The organism is Mycobacterium sp. NTMscope_Eco_3 (genome assembly GCF_976985685.1).
Genome location: NZ_CDRJYZ010000001.1, coordinates 5462720 through 5478991 on the forward strand (window position 1 = coordinate 5462720; position 16272 = coordinate 5478991).

Annotated in this window: 18 protein-coding genes and 1 pseudogene; 13 read left to right on the top strand and 6 right to left on the bottom strand. The window is 67.8% G+C overall.

Translation table 11 applies throughout. From position 1 onward, the window contains the following. Position 1: 1 nt before the first annotated feature. From AC0KTM_RS25435 to AC0KTM_RS25465, 7 genes are all read left to right on the top strand, one after another. Entirely contained in the window at positions 2-1234 is a 1233-nt protein-coding gene (locus tag AC0KTM_RS25435; RefSeq protein ID WP_472417006.1) for an MlaD family protein, read from the top strand. Then, entirely contained in the window at positions 1231-2481 is a 1251-nt protein-coding gene (locus tag AC0KTM_RS25440) for an MlaD family protein (protein ID WP_472417008.1), read from the top strand. Before AC0KTM_RS25435 ends, AC0KTM_RS25440 begins: the two co-directional genes overlap by 4 nt. A 37-nt stretch (positions 2482-2518) precedes the next feature. After that, entirely contained in the window at positions 2519-3115 is a 597-nt protein-coding gene (locus AC0KTM_RS25445) for a YfgM family protein (protein ID WP_225327763.1), read from the top strand. A gap of 12 nt (positions 3116-3127) precedes the next feature. Next, on the top strand, positions 3128-3907 hold the full coding sequence (locus tag AC0KTM_RS25450; protein ID WP_225327764.1) for a mannan-binding family protein: 780 nt from the start codon (positions 3128-3130) through the stop codon (positions 3905-3907). A 129-nt stretch (positions 3908-4036) separates the two neighbouring features. After that, positions 4037-5296 (top strand): TetR/AcrR family transcriptional regulator, encoded by a 1260-nt coding sequence (locus tag AC0KTM_RS25455; protein WP_472417010.1) that lies wholly within the window; start codon positions 4037-4039, stop codon positions 5294-5296. A gap of 267 nt (positions 5297-5563) precedes the next feature. Continuing rightward, positions 5564-5788: a hypothetical protein gene (locus tag AC0KTM_RS25460; protein WP_225327766.1), complete on the top strand. Its 225-nt coding sequence runs from the start codon at positions 5564-5566 to the stop codon at positions 5786-5788. Positions 5789-5801: 13 nt separating this feature from the next. Beyond that, entirely contained in the window at positions 5802-6173 is a 372-nt protein-coding gene (locus AC0KTM_RS25465; protein WP_238955428.1) for a hypothetical protein, read from the top strand. 52 nt (positions 6174-6225) lie between these two features. On the opposite strand, the gene AC0KTM_RS25470 is transcribed toward AC0KTM_RS25465, so the two are convergent. The 3 genes from AC0KTM_RS25470 to AC0KTM_RS25480 form a co-directional block, all read right to left on the bottom strand. Beyond that, positions 6226-6393 carry a hypothetical protein gene (locus tag AC0KTM_RS25470; protein ID WP_225327768.1) on the bottom strand — a complete coding sequence of 56 codons (168 nt, stop codon included), beginning with the start codon at positions 6391-6393 and terminating at the stop codon, positions 6226-6228. A 68-nt stretch (positions 6394-6461) separates the two neighbouring features. After that, a complete protein-coding gene (locus AC0KTM_RS25475) occupies positions 6462-7238 on the bottom strand; it encodes a hypothetical protein (protein WP_472417012.1) in 777 nt (258 codons plus the stop codon). Further along, positions 7235-7660 carry a hypothetical protein gene (locus AC0KTM_RS25480; RefSeq protein ID WP_225327770.1) on the bottom strand — a complete coding sequence of 142 codons (426 nt, stop codon included), beginning with the start codon at positions 7658-7660 and terminating at the stop codon, positions 7235-7237. The genes AC0KTM_RS25475 and AC0KTM_RS25480 overlap by 4 nt, the downstream gene beginning before the upstream one ends. A 71-nt stretch (positions 7661-7731) precedes the next feature. Here AC0KTM_RS25480 and AC0KTM_RS25485 point away from each other — a divergent pair. The 3 genes and pseudogenes from AC0KTM_RS25485 to AC0KTM_RS25495 all read left to right on the top strand — a co-directional run bounded on the left by AC0KTM_RS25485 (position 7732) and on the right by AC0KTM_RS25495 (position 10230). Next, positions 7732-8315, top strand: a pseudogene (locus AC0KTM_RS25485) (hypothetical protein). Further along, positions 8312-8620 (top strand): PE family protein, encoded by a 309-nt coding sequence (locus tag AC0KTM_RS25490; RefSeq protein ID WP_225327772.1) that lies wholly within the window; start codon positions 8312-8314, stop codon positions 8618-8620. The pseudogene AC0KTM_RS25485 and the gene AC0KTM_RS25490 overlap by 4 nt, the downstream one beginning before the upstream one ends. Positions 8621-8622: 2 nt before the next feature. Next, the gene (locus AC0KTM_RS25495; protein WP_374109671.1) at positions 8623-10230 is read left to right on the top strand and encodes a PPE domain-containing protein; all 1608 of its coding nucleotides are present in this window, start codon (positions 8623-8625) and stop codon (positions 10228-10230) included. A 21-nt stretch (positions 10231-10251) separates the two neighbouring features. Here AC0KTM_RS25495 and AC0KTM_RS25500 read toward each other — a convergent pair whose 3' ends face one another. Further along, positions 10252-10941 carry a class I SAM-dependent methyltransferase gene (locus tag AC0KTM_RS25500; RefSeq protein WP_225327773.1) on the bottom strand — a complete coding sequence of 230 codons (690 nt, stop codon included), beginning with the start codon at positions 10939-10941 and terminating at the stop codon, positions 10252-10254. 95 nt (positions 10942-11036) lie between these two features. Next, the gene (locus tag AC0KTM_RS25505) at positions 11037-11936 is read right to left on the bottom strand and encodes a class I SAM-dependent methyltransferase (protein WP_225327774.1); all 900 of its coding nucleotides are present in this window, start codon (positions 11934-11936) and stop codon (positions 11037-11039) included. Positions 11937-12041: 105 nt separating this feature from the next. Here AC0KTM_RS25505 and AC0KTM_RS25510 point away from each other — a divergent pair, with 105 nt between their 5' ends. Both AC0KTM_RS25510 and AC0KTM_RS25515 read left to right on the top strand, forming a co-directional pair. Beyond that, positions 12042-12464 carry a nitroreductase family deazaflavin-dependent oxidoreductase gene (locus AC0KTM_RS25510; protein ID WP_225327775.1) on the top strand — a complete coding sequence of 141 codons (423 nt, stop codon included), beginning with the start codon at positions 12042-12044 and terminating at the stop codon, positions 12462-12464. A 279-nt stretch (positions 12465-12743) separates the two neighbouring features. Continuing rightward, the gene (locus AC0KTM_RS25515) at positions 12744-14291 is read left to right on the top strand and encodes a SulP family inorganic anion transporter (protein WP_238955446.1); all 1548 of its coding nucleotides are present in this window, start codon (positions 12744-12746) and stop codon (positions 14289-14291) included. Positions 14292-14299: 8 nt separating this feature from the next. Here AC0KTM_RS25515 and AC0KTM_RS25520 read toward each other — a convergent pair whose 3' ends face one another. Beyond that, positions 14300-15157, bottom strand: coding sequence for an LLM class F420-dependent oxidoreductase (locus AC0KTM_RS25520; protein WP_225327777.1), 858 nt, complete (start codon positions 15155-15157; stop codon positions 14300-14302). Between the two features lie 85 nt (positions 15158-15242). Here AC0KTM_RS25520 and AC0KTM_RS25525 point away from each other — a divergent pair, with 85 nt between their 5' ends. Further along, on the top strand, positions 15243-16214 hold the full coding sequence (locus AC0KTM_RS25525) for a 2-hydroxyacid dehydrogenase (protein WP_238955448.1): 972 nt from the start codon (positions 15243-15245) through the stop codon (positions 16212-16214). Positions 16215-16272: the final 58 nt, after the last annotated feature.

A 16272-nucleotide genomic window follows, 5' to 3' on the forward strand; every position in this document is an offset into this window, starting at 1 on the left:
GATGGCCTGGGGCAAGCACAAGACATTGGCGGTCGCGCTGAGCGCGGCCATGGTCAGTTCGAGCTGCGCCACCAACGGGCTGGCCAGCTTGCCGCTACCGGCCCCGGGAATCGGCGGCGGCGGATATCTGCTCAACGCCGTGTTCTCCAACGCCCTGAATCTGCCCGCCCACGCGAAGGTCAAACTCGCCGGCGCCGACGTCGGGCAACTCGAATCGATGGTCGCGCGCAACTACACCGCGGTGACCACCCTGCGCATCATGGACGGCGTGCGCATCCCCGTGGGCAGCACCGCGGAGTTACGTTCCGCGACACCGCTTGGCGACGTGTTCGTCGCCATCAAGCCACCCACCCCGACGAACCCGAATGCACCGCTGCTCAAGGGCGGTGAAACCATCGGACTGCCGGCGACCCGCGCCGCCGCCACCGTCGAGAGCGTGCTCAGCTCGGCCGCGCTGCTCGTCAACGGTGGCGCGGTCCGCAACTTCACCAATATCGTCAACGGCGCCGGCAAGGCAACCGGCGACCAGGGGCGCGCGTTCGGCGACCTGATCAACCGGACCAATCTGTTGCTGGGCAAGCTCAATGCCCGCTCGGAGCAGATCGACGCGGCGGTGACCGAGACGGCGAACCTGGCCGATCGGCTGGATGAGAAGAACCAGGCGATCACCGATGTCCTGCGAGCGGTCGGGCCGGCAACGAACGTGCTGTCCGACAACGCCGATGAAATCGCCGACGTCGTCGACGAACTCGGCGCCACGACCCGCCAGCTTTCCAAGTTCCCGTCCATCGCCGGCACCGACAAGACGGGCCGCAGCGTCATCAAGGACGCGAACACCATCGCCGCCGCGTGGAACGACGTCGTGTTGAGCCCCGACACCAGCCTGGCCGGTCTGAACCGGCTGATCCCGCCGTTCGTGAAAACCACGCCCAGCGACGCTATTTCGGTACGTGGAAGCTTCGACCGCCTGGTCATGGGATCGCGGCCCGGAACCGGCGCGGAGACCGGGGGGTTCAAGGGGGATCCGGCATTCCACGGACCCATGCGCCGCGACTGGAACTACATGATCGGCTCGATCAAGTACGTGTTGTGGCGGCTGCAGGAAAGGGTCGTGGGCCGCGGGCCGCAAACGCCGATGGGCCAAACCCCGTGGACGCCAAGCGGTCCTCCCCTCCCACCGGCACCCGGGGGAGAACCGCCCCCGGACCCCATGAGCCCGGAGCCACCGCGGTGATCGACGCCCTCGCCCGATTCATCGTCGCCGCGGTCAAAACCGGTCACCGTCAACGCGCCTGGCTGTCCGGCATCGCCCTGGCGCTCACACTCGTGGTCGGCCTGGCCTACCTGGCGATCGGCGCCCTGCGCATCAACCCGCTGGACTCCACCTACCAGGTCACGATCCGGCTGTCCGACTCCGGCGGCCTGCTGGCCAACCAGGACGTCTCCGTCCGGGGGATTCGGGTCGGGCGAATCCAGTCGCTGCGGCCCACACCTACCGGCGTCGAGGTGGTCGCGAACATCAACGCGAATACCAAGATTCCCGCCGCCAGCCCGGTGCGCGTGTCCGGACTCTCACCCGCGGGCGAGCAGTACATCGATTTCGAACCCGCCTCCAACAGCGGTCCGTTCCTCGCGAACGGCAGCGTGATCGGCCCACAGCGCACCACGACGCCCATTCCGCTGTCCCGGGTCCTCGCCGACGCCGACGGGATGCTGGCCCAGACCGACCCGAAGAAGCTCGAAATCGTCAAGCGGGAACTGAGTTTGAGCAAGGAGGGCCCGCAAAAGCTCACCGACATCATCGACGGCTCCACGTTTTTGCTCTCGACAATGGACCCGGTGCTGCCGCAAACCGTCAGCATGCTCAAGACCAGCCGGGTGGTCCTGACCACCCTCTCGGACAAGAATGCCGGGCTCGCGGTGGCGGCGCGCAATGTCGGCGACCTCATGACCGGGGTGAACAAGATGGACCGCGGCTATCGCACATTCGTCGATCAGACACCGCACGCGATGTCGTCGGTGGACAACCTGTTCGACGACAACTCCGACACCATGGTCGGGCTGCTGGCCAACCTCGTGACCACCGCCCGGATCATCTATGTCCGGGTTCCTGCCTTGAACGCGGTCTTCCCGAACTATCGCGGGTCCACGCTCGAGGCCCTGATGACCACCATGCACGAGCACGGGCTGTGGGCGACCGCCGACATCTATCCGCGCTACACGTGTGACTACGGCACCCCGCGGCGGCCGTCGTCGTCGGCGGACTATCCCGAACCGTTCCTGTACACCTACTGCCGAGACGACGATCCCCAGGTGTTGGTTCGCGGCGCGAAGAATGCGCCCCGTCCGGGCGGCGACGACACGGCGGGCCCGCCTCCCGGCGCCGACCTCGGTCAAACCGCCGATCCAACACCGAAGGGGCGGTTCACCATTCCGACTCCCTACGGCGGCCCGGTACTACCGATCGAACCGCCTCACTGAGCCCACCGACATCCCAGGACCGCAAGGAGACAGCGCCGTGACCGTGACCGCCGACCAAGAATGCGACGCCACCGAGGACATCGAGAAGCCGCCCGACGGCGACCGTGAAGACGCGGCGGATGCCGACGAGCTGGAGCCGAAGGCCCCGGCGCGGCACTGGAAACGGTACGCCCGCATCGCAATGGTGGTCGCCGTCTACCTGGGCGCCTTCGGCCTGGTGGGCGGGCTGGGCTGGAAGCTCTGGGATGAGCACACGGTGAGCCAGGCCGGGCAGGCGGCCCAGCGGACCGCTATCACTTATGCCCAGGTGCTGACCAGTATCGACGCCAACCAGGTCGACCAGAACTTCTCCGCCGTACTCGACGGCGCCACAGGGGAGTTCAAGGACACCTACACCAAGGCCAGCGTGCAGCTCCGGCAATTGCTGGTCGACAACAAGGCCACCGCGCACGGCACGGTAATCGACTCGGCGATCGAATCGCAAAGCAAAACCCGGGTGGTGGTGTTGTTGATGGTCGATCAGACGGTCAGCAACGCGGTGCGTCCCGACGGTCGCGTCGATCGCAGCCGCATGAAGATCACGATGGACAATGTCGGCGGCCGTTGGCTGGCCAGCAAAGTCGAACTGCCCTAGGACGATTCGGCCATGCGAATCATTCGACTTTCGGCCGGTATTGCGGCCGCGGCGGTGTTGACCGCGCCGACGGCGTCGGCGTCGGCCCAGTCGTTTTGCGGCGGCCTGGGTGGCGACTGGGATGGACAGTACTGCCACACCTCGGTGACATCCGAGCGAAAAGCGGTGCGCGACATCAAGATGGCCCTGCCCGGCGATCTGGTCGACAACCCCGCCAGCGGCCCCGCGATCCGCGAATACCTGCACAACCTGATGAACAACTGGCGCACGAAGGGCGCCTCGATGGTCCAAGACAGCTGGGGTGAGGAGAACTTCCAGGTGTTCCCCCATGGTCGGGCGCTCAGCGTGGTCTTCCACGAGGACTATCACGCCGATGGACCGTCATTCAACAACGCCTACCGCACCTTCACCTTCGACATGGCGGGCGGCCGACGGTTGCAGCTCGCCGACATCACCAAACCCGGCGTCGACCCGCTGACCGCCATCCCACCGTTGGCCGAACCCTTCATCCAGGAGGCGCTCGACCGCGCCGCCTGGCAGCACACCCCGGGGAGCTACCCGTTCACCGTCGACCGCTGGACACCGGACAAGGTGTTCTCCGGGGGCTACAAGGCGTGGGCGCTCACGCCCGACGAGCTGATCCTGTACCTGCCGGATTACCCGGTCGGGCACGACTCCCCGATCCAGTACGGGCAGTCCGAGCAATGGTTCATGGACGGAGGCACCGTCGAGCCACACATTCCGCTCGGCGCGCTCAGCTCGGTGCTGCGGCCGGAATTCGGCGGGGCGTAACGGGGTTGGACGTCCAATGACCTCGGGCACAACGCTGCGCCCGGCCGCGCGCCCTCAGCGTGCCGGTACCGTAAAACCGGTCGTCCTCCGATCGCCCGATCAGCCGCCGCTGCGGCTACGGTGATCTGTATGCCATCGGCTAGCCGCTCGTCTGCGGATCACGTCAAGCGGCGCCCGAAGGACCGCAAGATCCAGATCGCCCGCGCCGCCACCGATGCCTTCAGCGAGCTGGGCTACCACGCGGTCAGCATGGAAAACATCGCCGCCCGGGTCGGAATCTCCGCCGCTGCGCTCTACCGGCATTCGCAGGGAAAATACGACCTGTTCCGCGACGTCGTCTTGGCGCTGGGCCAGCAACTGGTCGACGCCACGGCGTTCGCCGATGACTTGCCCGCCGATGCCGACCCCGGCGACGTCCTCAGCGCGCTCACCCGTGCGCTGATCGACACCACGATCGTCAACCGCACCACCGGCGGACTGTATCGGTGGGAAGGCCGCTATCTGCGCGGGGACGATCAGCGCGCGTCGGCCGAGCAGATCAAACTGATCAACCGGCGCCTGCAGCGGCCGCTGATCAGGCTGCGGCCGAAACTCACCTCGCGGCAACGCTGGATCCTGTCGGCGGCCACGCTGAGTGTCATCGGCAGCATCACCGATCACCGATCCCGCCTCGGCAATGCCGAGATCCGCGCCGCGCTCACCGACATCGCGGCCGCGGTGCTGCAAGCCGAATTGCCGGCGCAGCGCCCACGCGGCTCCGAACCGTTGCGGACGTCGACCCTGACGAGTGCCGCGGGCAGCTACGAACTGCTCCTGCACGAGTCGATGCGCCTCTTCAACGAACGTGGCTACCGCGAGACCGGGATGGAAGACATCGCCGCGGCGGTGGGCATACCGGTTGCCAGCATCTACCAATACTTCCCGGGAAAGGCCGCGATCCTGGCGGTGTACTACAGGCGAGCCGCCGACCAACTCTCCGGCGACCTGTCCAGCATCCTGGCCACCAGCGACGATCCGGAGCAGGCGCTCGCGCGGCTCATCGACGCCTATGTGACCCGGTCGTTCGCCAACCCCGAGCTCGCGGGCGTGTATTACACCGAGCGTCACAACCTGCCTGACACAGATGCGGTGCTGCTCTACAACATTCAGCGTTCCACCGTCGAATCCTGGGCCCGGTTGGCCGTAGCGGCACGACCGCAACTCACGCTCGGCCGCGCGCGGTACGCCGTGCACGCCGCGTTCGCGCTCGCGGCGGGCGTCGGGCGACTCGTGTACCCCGACACCAGTCAGTCCGCCGCCCTCACGGTTCGTCGCCTGATGGAGGTGACGGTGCTGGGACGGCCGGCCGCATCCCCCGCCGCGGTCGGCGATAGCCGGCAACGTCGCTGACATGCGTTTCGGAGAACAGCGCTGCACTTGCTGCGATGCGTCCGCCGCGATTCGCGAATCGGTGGGGATGAACGTGCCGTTCCGGCAGCGTATCTCCGCGTAAGAGGCCTCGGCGCCCATCAACGCCGATCGGCCCATGCACTACCCAATAAGACGAATCGGTATTAACATATTCGGCGTCTAGTCCGCGCGCCGGAATGTGGTGGTCCTCATCGCTTGGTGTGGGTCGGCGGCGACTCCGGCAGCGCCCGCGCGAAAGGGATGCTCATGCTCAGCAGGCTCCGCAAGCTCCTCGAGTATCAGTTGAGCATCGCCGAACTGCTGGGACTGGGCATCCTGCTGGGCACGCCGTACTTGATCGTCGGCGTGATCTGGTCGAGCACCCACACAACGCATCTGCACGACATGCACGGCGTCGATTTGGTGGTGTCGTTCCTCGGCTCGATCGTGTCCTGGCCGGTGCTGCTTTTCTCCAACGTTTGCATGACCTAGGGGGCTCAGGCGCATGCTCACCCGCGGACCGCTCATCGTCTTCGCGGCGGTGCTGTTCTTGGCCGGGGGGCTCTTCGCGTTGCGGTTCCCGGTCTTCATCGATGCCTACGACCAGTTCGGCTGGCAAGTCAAATGCGGCAGCGGCTTCACCACGGATCTGACCCACGCATCCAACGCCGAGACGAGGCCGACCGGCCGAAAGGCCAGCGCCGGCGCGCCGCACGCGGCCGGCGACAACTACGTGGGTCGATGCAATGACGCGCTGATGGCCCGTCGCGTGTGGGCCATCCCCGCGGCGGCCCTCGGTGGCCTGACCCTGACCTGGTCGGCGGCCGCGGCGCTCGCCCACGACCGCCGAGTCCGCACCGAGCACAGCCAAGCCTGACCGGCGGCAGCGAGTCTCGAAAAGCCTTAGGAATCAACGGAAGTAGCTGGGGCTAGCGCGTGCTCTCGTCGGCGGTGTCGTGCCGTGACTGGTGCAAACCCGGCGCGTCCAAGTCTTCCTTCTGGTGCTCGAGCTGATCCTGCAGCTTGCGCTGTTCCTCGGTTGTCTTTCGGGCGTCCTCGGGCGCAGCGGGCGAGTCGCTGTTGACTTCCTGATCCACCGGGATCTCCTCTGAACGTCTGCAGATGGCTTTTGTGAGGGTCTCCCGAATCGCAGGCGCCGAAACACTCAATACCGTTTGACCACGGCGCGCGGGGCCGTTCGCCACGTTCTGCCGCCGCCGCCTTGGCGGCGCGGTGGCTCGAGAAGCAGGACGGCCAGCCCGTCGAGCAGCACCGGGCGCACCCAGTCGCCCAGTTCGATCACCTCACCGGGAGTGGGTTGGCGATGCAGGTCATCGTGGGCGAGGTCGATCGGTGTCAGGGTGCGAACCGTGTCGAGGGTGGCATGGTGGGGCAGCTTGCGGATGCCGGGCAGGGTGATGAACAGCCCGTCGTTGCCGGACAGGTGCAGGCCGACCGCCGCCAGCGCGCCGGTCATGCCCTCCTTGGTGCCGCCGTGCCCCGATAAGTGCACGCCGAGCGTCGTGGCGAGTTCGCGGGCTTCGCTGGGATGCAAGACCTCTCGTTTGGCGCGGCGACCGAACTCGATGAGCAGCGCGGCGTCGTCGAGGTCCGCTGGGACGGCGGCGGCGAGGCCGGGGTCGGCATCGGGTGGGCAGACCCGTTCCAAGAACTGCCCGGCGAGTTCGATGATGCCGGCGCGCGCCGCGTGTGGGTCGCCGCCGGCGGCGCGCCAGGCCAGGCATGCGCTCGAATTGTGGGACGTATAGGGGATCCGGTCGTCGACGAGCAGCTGGTGAGGGGTGGCGCCGGCGGGCGAGCCGAGGCCCGCCGCGGCCAGCTCGTGAAGCAGCGCGCGGGCGCGCCGGCCGGTGCCGGGCGTATAGGGGTTGTCGATGCCGATGAGCAGGTCGACACCGGCGAGTGCCGAGCGTGTGGTCACGGGTTGACCACCAGGGCGGTGACATCGCGGACCCATTGGTCGCGGCCGAGTTTTGCGCCCGCCAGCTTGAGCGTGTCGCGTTTGGTGAAGCTGAGGATGGTCTGATCGTCGAGCGCGGCGGCGATCAGCGTCTGGGCCGGGTCGCGCCCTTCCACCCGCACCCTCGTGGCTCCTGCCGCGCCCGCAGCGTTGAGGACCGAGCGCACGCTGGGGCCCTTTTGCGCCTGCGCGCCGTGCGATTGCGGCGTGGCGATCTCCACCTGGGGGAGCCGGCGCAGCTGCGCGATGGTGAACCGCTCGAGCACGCGGTGATTGTCCTGGACGACGAGCTGATTGTCGGCCCCGGAGGGCCCGCACGCAGCGACCCCAGCGCCGAGGGCCAGGACCGCGACTGCCCGAAGCAAACGCGTACGGCTGCGCATTTACGGATCTTATCCTGTGAATCATCCGCAAATGAGGGCGTGGGTGGCTGCCGGCAATTTATGCTTCCCGGATGACCGTGATGCACGTCCGGCGGCCGGTTTCGTGCCCGTCCGCGAGGCGGCGTTCCCCCTGTTTGCGGTGGCCACGATCGTCGCCTCGACCGATCTCCGGATCCCGCTGGGCCTGCCCGGGCACCGCGGATTGGTTTGGCTGACGCTGTTGGTGGCGGTGGCGCTGGTAACCGCCCGGCGCGAGACGGTGCTCGCGGTCGGGGCGGCCTCCACGGTGGCGACGTTACCGATGCACGGGTGGGCCGATCCGCTGTGGAGTAGTCGCTATGTGGCCGCGGCGGCGTTGCTGTACGCCGTCGCCTCGCTGCCGGCGGTGCGGGCGCGGCGATGGCTGTTGTCGGTCGCTGCCGCACCGGTTCATCTTGTCGCACTGGCCAGTTCGGTGTTCGGACTGCACGCCGGTGGTCATTTGTCGACCTGGGCGTCGACCGGGCTGCTCGAAAAGTCTGGCTGGCATGTGGTTTTCGGCTTCTTGGCCGGGCTGCTCGGCTGGGCGGTCGCGCGTTGTGTGGGGTCCCTGCCCCCGCCGAACGTGACCGGAACATTGTGGGGCAAAAGACGAATCGAGGAGTGGCCGCGATGACGCTACGAGTTCTTCCCGAGGGCCTGGCCGCGACCAGCGCGGCGGTGGAGGCGATCACCGCGCAGCTCGCCGCCGCACATGCCGCCGCCGCCCCGGTGGTCTCGGCGGTGGTCCCACCGGCGGCCGATCCGGTATCGCTCGGAGCCGCCGCCGTTTTCAGTGGTAGGGGCGGCCAGCATACGGCCGCGGCGGCCAAGGGTATCGAGGTGTTGGGCCGGGCCGGGCTGGGGGTGAGCCTGGCCGGCGTCGGTTACGCCGCCGAGGACGCGGCGGACGCGACGACGTATCTGGTGGCGGGCGGCTGACGGTGACCGCTCCGGTGTGGATGGCGCTGCCGCCAGAGGTGCATTCGACGCTGCTGAGCAGTGGCCCCGGACCGGGCCCGCTACTCGCCGCGGCGGGAACGTGGTCAGCACTGAGCACCCAATACCATTCTGCAGCAACGGAATTGACGACAGTGCTGACCGGATCGGCCGGGGTGTGGGACGGCCCGACCGCGGAAACGTACGTCGCCGCGCACATGCCGTATCTGGCCTGGCTGGAGCTGGCCGGGACGCTGAGCGCCGAGGCGGCCGCCCAACATCAGGGGGTGGCCACCGCGTACACGGCCGCCCTGGCCGCGATGCCGACGCTGCCGGAGTTGGCCGCCAACCATGCCATGCACGCGGCCTTGCTGGCAACGAATTTCTTTGGCGTCAATACGATTCCGATTGCGCTGAACGAGGCCGACTACGCGCGGATGTGGACCCAGGCGGCCACCACGATGAGCACCTACCAGGTCACGACCGAAGCCGTGCAATTGACCAGCGGCGCCGGGTCGGGCGGGCATGGATCCGGCACCGGGACCGGAACCGGTAGTGGGACCGGGACCGGAACCGGGGCCGGTGGCGGCACCGGCGGAGGGGGCGGTAGCGGCACGGGGTCTTTCCAGTTACCCACCCCCGAAGAGATCTGGGAAATGCTCTTCGGGCCCGACGGCGAAAAGATCCCCGGTCAGGGCCAGCCGAACTGGAGCCCGTCGGAGTATCTGCAGAACCTGGGCAACTTCTTCAACGGCAACGCCCAGGCGCTGGCGTGGCTTCAGCAGAACGCGTCGGGTCTGCTCAACCCGTCCACGTTCCCGGCGCTGATGAATTATTTCATTGCGTGGCAGACCTTCCGGATCATCAACTGGACGATCAGGACGCTGCGGTTCATTCTCCAGGAGCTGCCCTTGCTGTTGCAGGTCGCCTTGAGCCTGTCCATCACCAGTCTGGGAGGCCTCGCCGGACTGGCGGGTCTGGCGGGCCTGGCCGGGATAGCCGCGCCGACCCCGGCCCCCGTCGTCGCCGCCCCGCAGCCCGCCGTGGTGGGGGTGCAGCCACCGCTGGTGTCGGTTGCGCCGACGATGGCCCCGCAGGCCCCGGCCGGCCCGGTGGCGCCGGCCACATCGGCGGCCTCGACCCCGACGACCGCGGTCTCCACCGCTGCGCCTCCGGCCGCGCCCCCCACGCCGCCCGCTCCGGTGACCGGCGCCGAGGGCTTCGGCTACATGGTGGGCGGCCTCGGTCTCGGCATGGGTTCGACGGCGCAGACCCGCACCAGAACCGAACTGCCGGCCGCGCAGGCCGCCGCGGCGGCGGCGCGCGCGACCGCACCGGAACGCGAGCAGACGCGGGCGCGGCGCCGCCCGCGTTCGGTCATCGACCACGGATACCGGTACGAATTCCTCGAGGCCGACGACGACTCCGGCGCGGTCAGCCCGTGCCTGCCCGACCGGGCCCTGGCGTCGGACTCCCGTGGCGCGATCGAGGGTTTCACCGGGACGCTGCCCAAGCCCGACGTGCGGGCGGCGGGTCTGCTCACGTTGGCCGGCAACGAGTCCGGCGACGGCCCCCGTCTGCCGATCCTGCCGGAGAGCTGGGACGGCCAGTAGGTCGCGCTCGCCGGCGCGCCGCTAACCGAGATGCGCGGACAGTAGCCAGGCCCCTATGGACTTGCGGCCGTTGCCCTCGTCGCGGATGTCGGCACCGGCGAAGGCCTGGAAGCCTTCCAGAAAGCTCTCGGGCACGTTGGCGTGGATACGCGCCGGGCGGATCTCGTCGATCACCCAGTACTTGGAGACGACGTCGCGCAGTTCGTCTTCGGTGACCGCGTTGACCGGGCCATCGGTCGCCATCGCGGCGCGGTCAAAGACCAGCACGAAGTATGACGCGCCGGGCGCGGCGGCCCGCACGATCGATTGCTGATAGCCGTCGCGCAGCTCCACGGGCATCGAATGGAACAGGGTGCTGTCGACGATGGTCCCGAAGCGGCCGTCGTAGCCGGTGAAGGCACTGATATCCGCGACGTCGAAGGTGGCGCCGGTCAGGCCGCGCCGGGCGGCCTTCTCGCGCGCCAAGTCGATGGCGGTGGGCGACTGGTCCAGGCCCACCGTGGTGAAACCGCGTTCGGCCAGGTACAGCGATACCGCCGCCTCACCGCAACCGGCATCGAGCACGTCACCGTGGAACTTGCCGGCCTCGATGAGGGCCGCGATCTCCGGCTGCGGCTCACCGATGCTCCACGGCGGCCGGTTGCCCTCGCCCATCTCGGGGGCCTCGCCCCGGTAAGCGGCTTCGAACATCTCGTGCGTTGGCTGAGTCATACCACCATTGATATCAACGGCCCTGATATGTGTCAAGAAGGTTGATATGCATGAAGTGGTGGGCCCGCGGCCGCCGGGAACGCCTTCGGTGGCCGCTAGCGCAAGGTCGCGGTCAGGTAGCCCGATGCGTCGCCGAACGAGGCCAGCTCGTCGTTGGGCACCCCGAATCCCTGAGCGGCGAAAGCCTGCTCGGTGGTCCGTATGTCGATCTGCCACCCGCGCGCCGCGAGGTACTCGGCCGCGGTGTTGCGCTCGCCGGTGTAGAACAGCTCGGCCAGATTGATGCTGGACCCGATGCGCCGGGACCGCTCGGTCAGCTTCTGGGCCCAGTCCGACGGGATCTTGCTCAGGTCCAGGTGCTCCGTGCCGATCCGGCTGCCGGTCGCCGACACGGCGGCGATGTTGTCGAACAAACGGTCTTGCGCCTCGGGCGGCAGGTAAACGAGCAGCCCCTCGGCGCTCCACGCGGTCGGCTGCGTAGCGTCGAATCCGGCGTTCGCGAGTGCCGACGGCCAATCGTCGCGCAGGTCGATCGGAACCGTGCGCCGCCCCGCGCCGGGCGTTGCGCCCAGGCCGGCCAGCGTCCGCGTCTTGAACTCGATGACCTCGGGTTGGTCGATTTCGTAGACGATCGTGCCCGCCGGCCAGGGCAGCCGGTAGGCCCTGGTGTCCAGTCCGGACGCCAGGATGACCGCCTGCCGGATGCCCGAGGCCGTCGCATGCATAAAGAAATCGTCGAAGAACCGGGTGCGCACCGTGATCTGTTCCTTGACGGCCTGGCGGTTCATCAGCGGGTCGTCGCTGCGGTCGACCTGGCTGTCGAGGAGCTTGATGAAGGTGTCGGTGCCCACGGCGCGGACGAGCGGGTCGGCCCACGGGTCATTCAGCAGGGCGTCGGGACCCTGGGAGGCGATCGCGCGCTGCGCGGCGACGGCTGTCGCGGTGGCTCCGACGCTGGACGCCAGATCCCATGTGTCGTTCTCGGTGCGGGCCACGCCAAACTCCTCTCGGCGACTGTGCGCGTGATTAGTTAGCTTATTTAACTGACGAGTCAACTGTACCCGTCTCCGCCGAAGCCCGCGGTGGTGTTCACTGTTGTCATGGGCGACCACATCGAGCTGAGTCCCAGGGGCTGGGTCCGCGAGCAGACCGAACAAATCTTGAGTCGCGGCACCACCGACGGGGTCGAGGTCTTAGACCGGCCCATCGTTCTGCTGACCATCACGGGGGCGAAGTCCGGCAAGCCGCGCTACGTGCCGCTGATGCGGGTCGAGAACGGCGGCCGCTATGCCATCGTCGCGTCCCACGGCGGCGCCCCCGAGCATCCCGCGTGGTACGCGAACATCAGGGCGAACCCGACCGTGACGCTGCAAGACGGCGACAAGATCGCCACCCTGAGGGCTCGCGAACTCGAGGGACCCGAGCGCGACGAGTGGTGGCAGCGGGCCGTCGAAGCCTTTCCTCCCTACGCGGAATACCAAACCAAGACGGCGCGACAAATCCCTGTCTTCGTCCTGGAATAAGAGTTCTCCGGCGCGTTGACGGGCACGCGCAAACATTTGCATTCGATATGCGCCCCGCCCGTCCGGTTGACCGCCGTTGCCTGCCCACCTACTTTCGTACCAAGAGGCCAGGCATGCCCAGCTGAACAACGATGTTCATCGCATTTGTAATCGCCTGGGCCGCGCGGCTTTACGCATTTGTCGGCTTGCCGTTGTCGGTTGGATATCCAAAAGTCCACCGCCATTGACGAATTCAGGAGAAAGCCCTTGCAACACGCTGAATCGCCAGGTCGACAAGGCGTGGAGCATGGCGCAACGTCCCGCATTGACCGGCTCCGCGAGACGGCCCAATACGACCTGCCCGCGTCATTGGTGGTATTCCTGGTGGCGCTCCCGTTGTCGCTCGGAATCGCGATTGCTTCAGATGCGCCGGTTCTCGCCGGTCTGATCGCGGCGATCGTCGGAGGAATCGTCGCCGGGTGGATCGGTGGGTCGCCCCTACAGGTCAGTGGGCCGGCCGCCGGGCTGACCGTCATCGTCGCCGATGTTATCCACCAGTTTGGCTGGGCCATAACGTGTTTCATCACGGTCATCGCGGGGATCTTGCAAGTTGTGTTGGGGCTCAGCCGTATTGCGCGCGCCGCGCTGGCGATCTCACCCGTCGTGGTGCACGCCATGCTGGCCGGTATCGGGATCACGATTGCCCTGCAGCAAGTGCACGTATTGCTGGGCGGCGCCTCGGAAAGCTCGGCATGGAGCAATGTCACGGGGCTGCCTGCGCAGATTCTCGGCGCCCACCGGCCGGGACTGGTGCTGGGGCTATTGGTGATCGCCATCCTCGTTGCCTGGCGCTGGGCCCCGGCGCGGCTGGCCAGCATTCCCGGGCCACTGGTCGCCATCGTGGTCGTCACCGCGATCTCGGTGGTGTTCCCGTTCCACGTATCCCGGATCGTCCTGAACGGCTCGGTGCTCGACGCGTTGCAATTACCGTCGCTGCCGCACGGGAATTGGGGAGCCGTCGTGATCGCCGTCATCACGGTCACCATGATCACCAGCGTCCAGAGCCTGCTGACCGCGGTGTCGATCGATCGCATGCACAACGGACCGCGAACCGACTTCAACCGCGAGCTGATCGGGCAAGGCGCCGCGAACATCGCCTCGGGCGCGATCGGTGGGCTTCCCATCGCCGGTGTCATCGTGCGCAGCGCGGCCAACGTGAACGCGGGCGCGAAAACGCGCGCGTCGACGATCATGCACGGGTTTTGGATCCTGCTTTTCGCCGTGCCCTTCGCCGGGCTGGTCGAAAAGATCCCGACCGCTGCGCTCGCCGGCCTCCTCATCGTCATCGGGATCGAGCTGTTGAAACCGGCGCACATCGAAACCGCCTTGCGCAATGGCGATCTCGCCGTCTACCTGGTGACCATCACCAGCGTCGTGTTCCTCAATCTGCTGCACGGCGTCATGATCGGACTCGCGTTGGCCGTCGTCGTGACCGGATGGCGGGTGGTCCGCGCGAGGATCGAGGCCAAGCCCGTGGACGATGGCTGGCACGTCGTCGTCGAGGGGGCGTGCACGTTCCTGTCGCTGCCGAGGCTGACCGGTGTATTGGCGTCCATCCCGGAACGCACGTCGGTGACGCTGCACCTGCGCACCAGCTATCTCGACCACGCGGCGCATCAGGCGATCACCGACTGGCAACGACGGCATACCGCAACCGGCGGAGAGGTCCATCTCCGTGAAACGATCGAGCCGGAAGCCGTTGGGTACGACAGCAAGCCGTCAAAACCGCACCGCCGCAATGTGCACCTGAGCCTGGTCGCTCAGCTATCCGCGGACGGACGCGCCTGACACGGCCGCTACGCCAGGTCGGTGGCCACCCGTTCCAAGGCGGCAAGGTGGTCGTCGACATGCGCGAAGCCGGCGTTCATGGTGTTCACCGACAGGTGGCTGGCCCCGGCGGCTTTCCATGCGGCGATGTCGGCGGCGAGCTGGTCCTGGTCGTCGATCCAGCTGACACGGCCTTCCATGCCGATGGTCCGCGGGTCCCGGCCCGCCGCTTCGGCCGCGCGGATCACCTGCGCGAGCGCGTGGTCCAGGCCGGGGCCGGGCGCCGTCATCGGAAACCAGCCGTCGCCGAGGCGACCGGCGCGTTCGTAGGCCCGATCGGAGGCCGCCCCGAACCACAAAGGGATGGGACGCTGGGTGGGCAACGGGGCCAGGCCCGCGCCGGTCACGGTGTGGTACTTGCCGTCGAAGCTGACCGATCGCTGCGTCCACAGCTTGCGCATGAGCTCGACCTGTTCCTCGGACCGCTTTCCCCGGTTGGTGAACCTCTCCCCGAGCGCTTCGTACTCCACGGCGTTCCAGCCCAGTCCGACGCCGAACCGGAAGCGCCCGCCGCTGAGCAGGTCGACCTCCGCGGCCTGCTTGGCCACCAGCACGGTCTGCCGCTGCGGCAAAATGATGACGCCGGTGACGAGTTCCAGGGTGGTGACCGCCGCGAGGTAGCCCAACATGACGAACGGCTCGTGAAACGTCGTGTCGATGTCGTAGGGGCCCTGAAAGTCTTGATGCACCTTCGGATCTGCACCGACGACGTGGTCATAGGCGAGGATGTGGGCGAACCCGAGCTCCTCGACGCGCTGGGCGTACGTGCGCAGGACCGCGGGTTCCGGTCCAAGCTCGGTTTGGGGGTAGACGACGCCGACGCGCATTCGCGGTTCAACCGTCTTCCGCCGCGTTTGCTTCCCGCGCGGCCCGTCGACCGATCACAATTCGGGCTTCCAGCATGATGGGGGCGTGACGGCCGAGAAGCTGAGTGGGGTGCTGCGGGTCGGCGAGCTGGAGCCGGCGCTCGCCGAAAAGCTGGGCGAGCGCTACGACATCGCGAAGCTTCCCGACGGCCCGGCTCGGGCCCGATTCCTGAACCAGCATGCCGCCGACGTGCGCGTGCTGCTGACGTGGGGGCCGCCGGGTGTCGATGCCGATACCATCGCGGCGCTGCCCAACCTGGAGGTCATCGTCAACAACGGGGCCGGGGTGGATCTGATCGACCTGGAGGCGGCGAAGCGCCGCGGTATCGGCGTGAGCAACACCCCGGATGTGCTGTCGGACACGGTCGCCGACACCGCGCTGGGCCTGATCTTGATGACGCTGCGCCGTTTCGGCGCCGCCGATCGCTACGTGCGGGCGGGCCGGTGGGCGCGCGAGGGCCGGTTTCCGTACGCCCGGGACGTCAGCGGCCTGCGGGTGGGCATCCTGGGCCTGGGCCGCATCGGTTCGGCGATCGCCACCCGGCTGCGCGGATTCGATTGCGCCATCGCGTATCACAACCGTCGCCGCATCGAAGGCTCGCCGTACCGCTACGCCCCGTCGCCCGTGCAACTCGCCGAGTCGGTCGATGTGCTCGTCGTCGCCACCACGGGCGATCAAGGGACCCACAAGTTGGTCGACCGCGCCGTGCTGCAGGCCTTGGGTCCCGAGGGGTATCTGATCAACATCGCCCGGGGCAGCGTCGTCGATCAGGACGCGCTGGTGGAGTTGCTCGTCGGCGGGGGGCTGGCGGGTGCCGGCCTGGACGTCTTCGCGGACGAACCGCATGTGCCCGCCGAATTGTGTGACCTGGACAACGTGGTGCTTCTCCCGCACATCGGCAGCGCGACCGACCGGACCCGCCGGGCGATGGCGCTACTGGCGCTCCGCAACCTCGACAGCTACCTCCACACCGGCGAACTCGTGACGCCCGTGCTGACGCCCCGCCGGGACGGCTGATCGATTCGCGACACCGTGACCTGGTGATCGTGAACGGAAACCTGCCTGTGGCCGAAGC

Excerpts from the sequence above, each read along its gene's own strand:
- AC0KTM_RS25435 (WP_472417006.1), top strand. The coding sequence starts at position 2 with ATGGCCTGGGGCAAGCACAAGACATTGGCGGTCGCGCTGAGCGCGGCC.
- AC0KTM_RS25450 (WP_225327764.1), top strand. The coding sequence starts at position 3,128 with ATGCGAATCATTCGACTTTCGGCCGGTATTGCGGCCGCGGCGGTGTTG.
- AC0KTM_RS25455 (WP_472417010.1), top strand. The coding sequence starts at position 4,037 with ATGCCATCGGCTAGCCGCTCGTCTGCGGATCACGTCAAGCGGCGCCCG.
- AC0KTM_RS25460 (WP_225327766.1), top strand. The coding sequence starts at position 5,564 with ATGCTCAGCAGGCTCCGCAAGCTCCTCGAGTATCAGTTGAGCATCGCC.
- AC0KTM_RS25465 (WP_238955428.1), top strand. The coding sequence starts at position 5,802 with ATGCTCACCCGCGGACCGCTCATCGTCTTCGCGGCGGTGCTGTTCTTG.
- AC0KTM_RS25480 (WP_225327770.1), bottom strand. The coding sequence starts at position 7,660 with ATGCGCAGCCGTACGCGTTTGCTTCGGGCAGTCGCGGTCCTGGCCCTC.
- AC0KTM_RS25490 (WP_225327772.1), top strand. The coding sequence starts at position 8,312 with ATGACGCTACGAGTTCTTCCCGAGGGCCTGGCCGCGACCAGCGCGGCG.
- AC0KTM_RS25500 (WP_225327773.1), bottom strand. The coding sequence starts at position 10,941 with ATGACTCAGCCAACGCACGAGATGTTCGAAGCCGCTTACCGGGGCGAG.
- AC0KTM_RS25510 (WP_225327775.1), top strand. The coding sequence starts at position 12,042 with ATGGGCGACCACATCGAGCTGAGTCCCAGGGGCTGGGTCCGCGAGCAG.
- AC0KTM_RS25520 (WP_225327777.1), bottom strand. The coding sequence starts at position 15,157 with ATGCGCGTCGGCGTCGTCTACCCCCAAACCGAGCTTGGACCGGAACCC.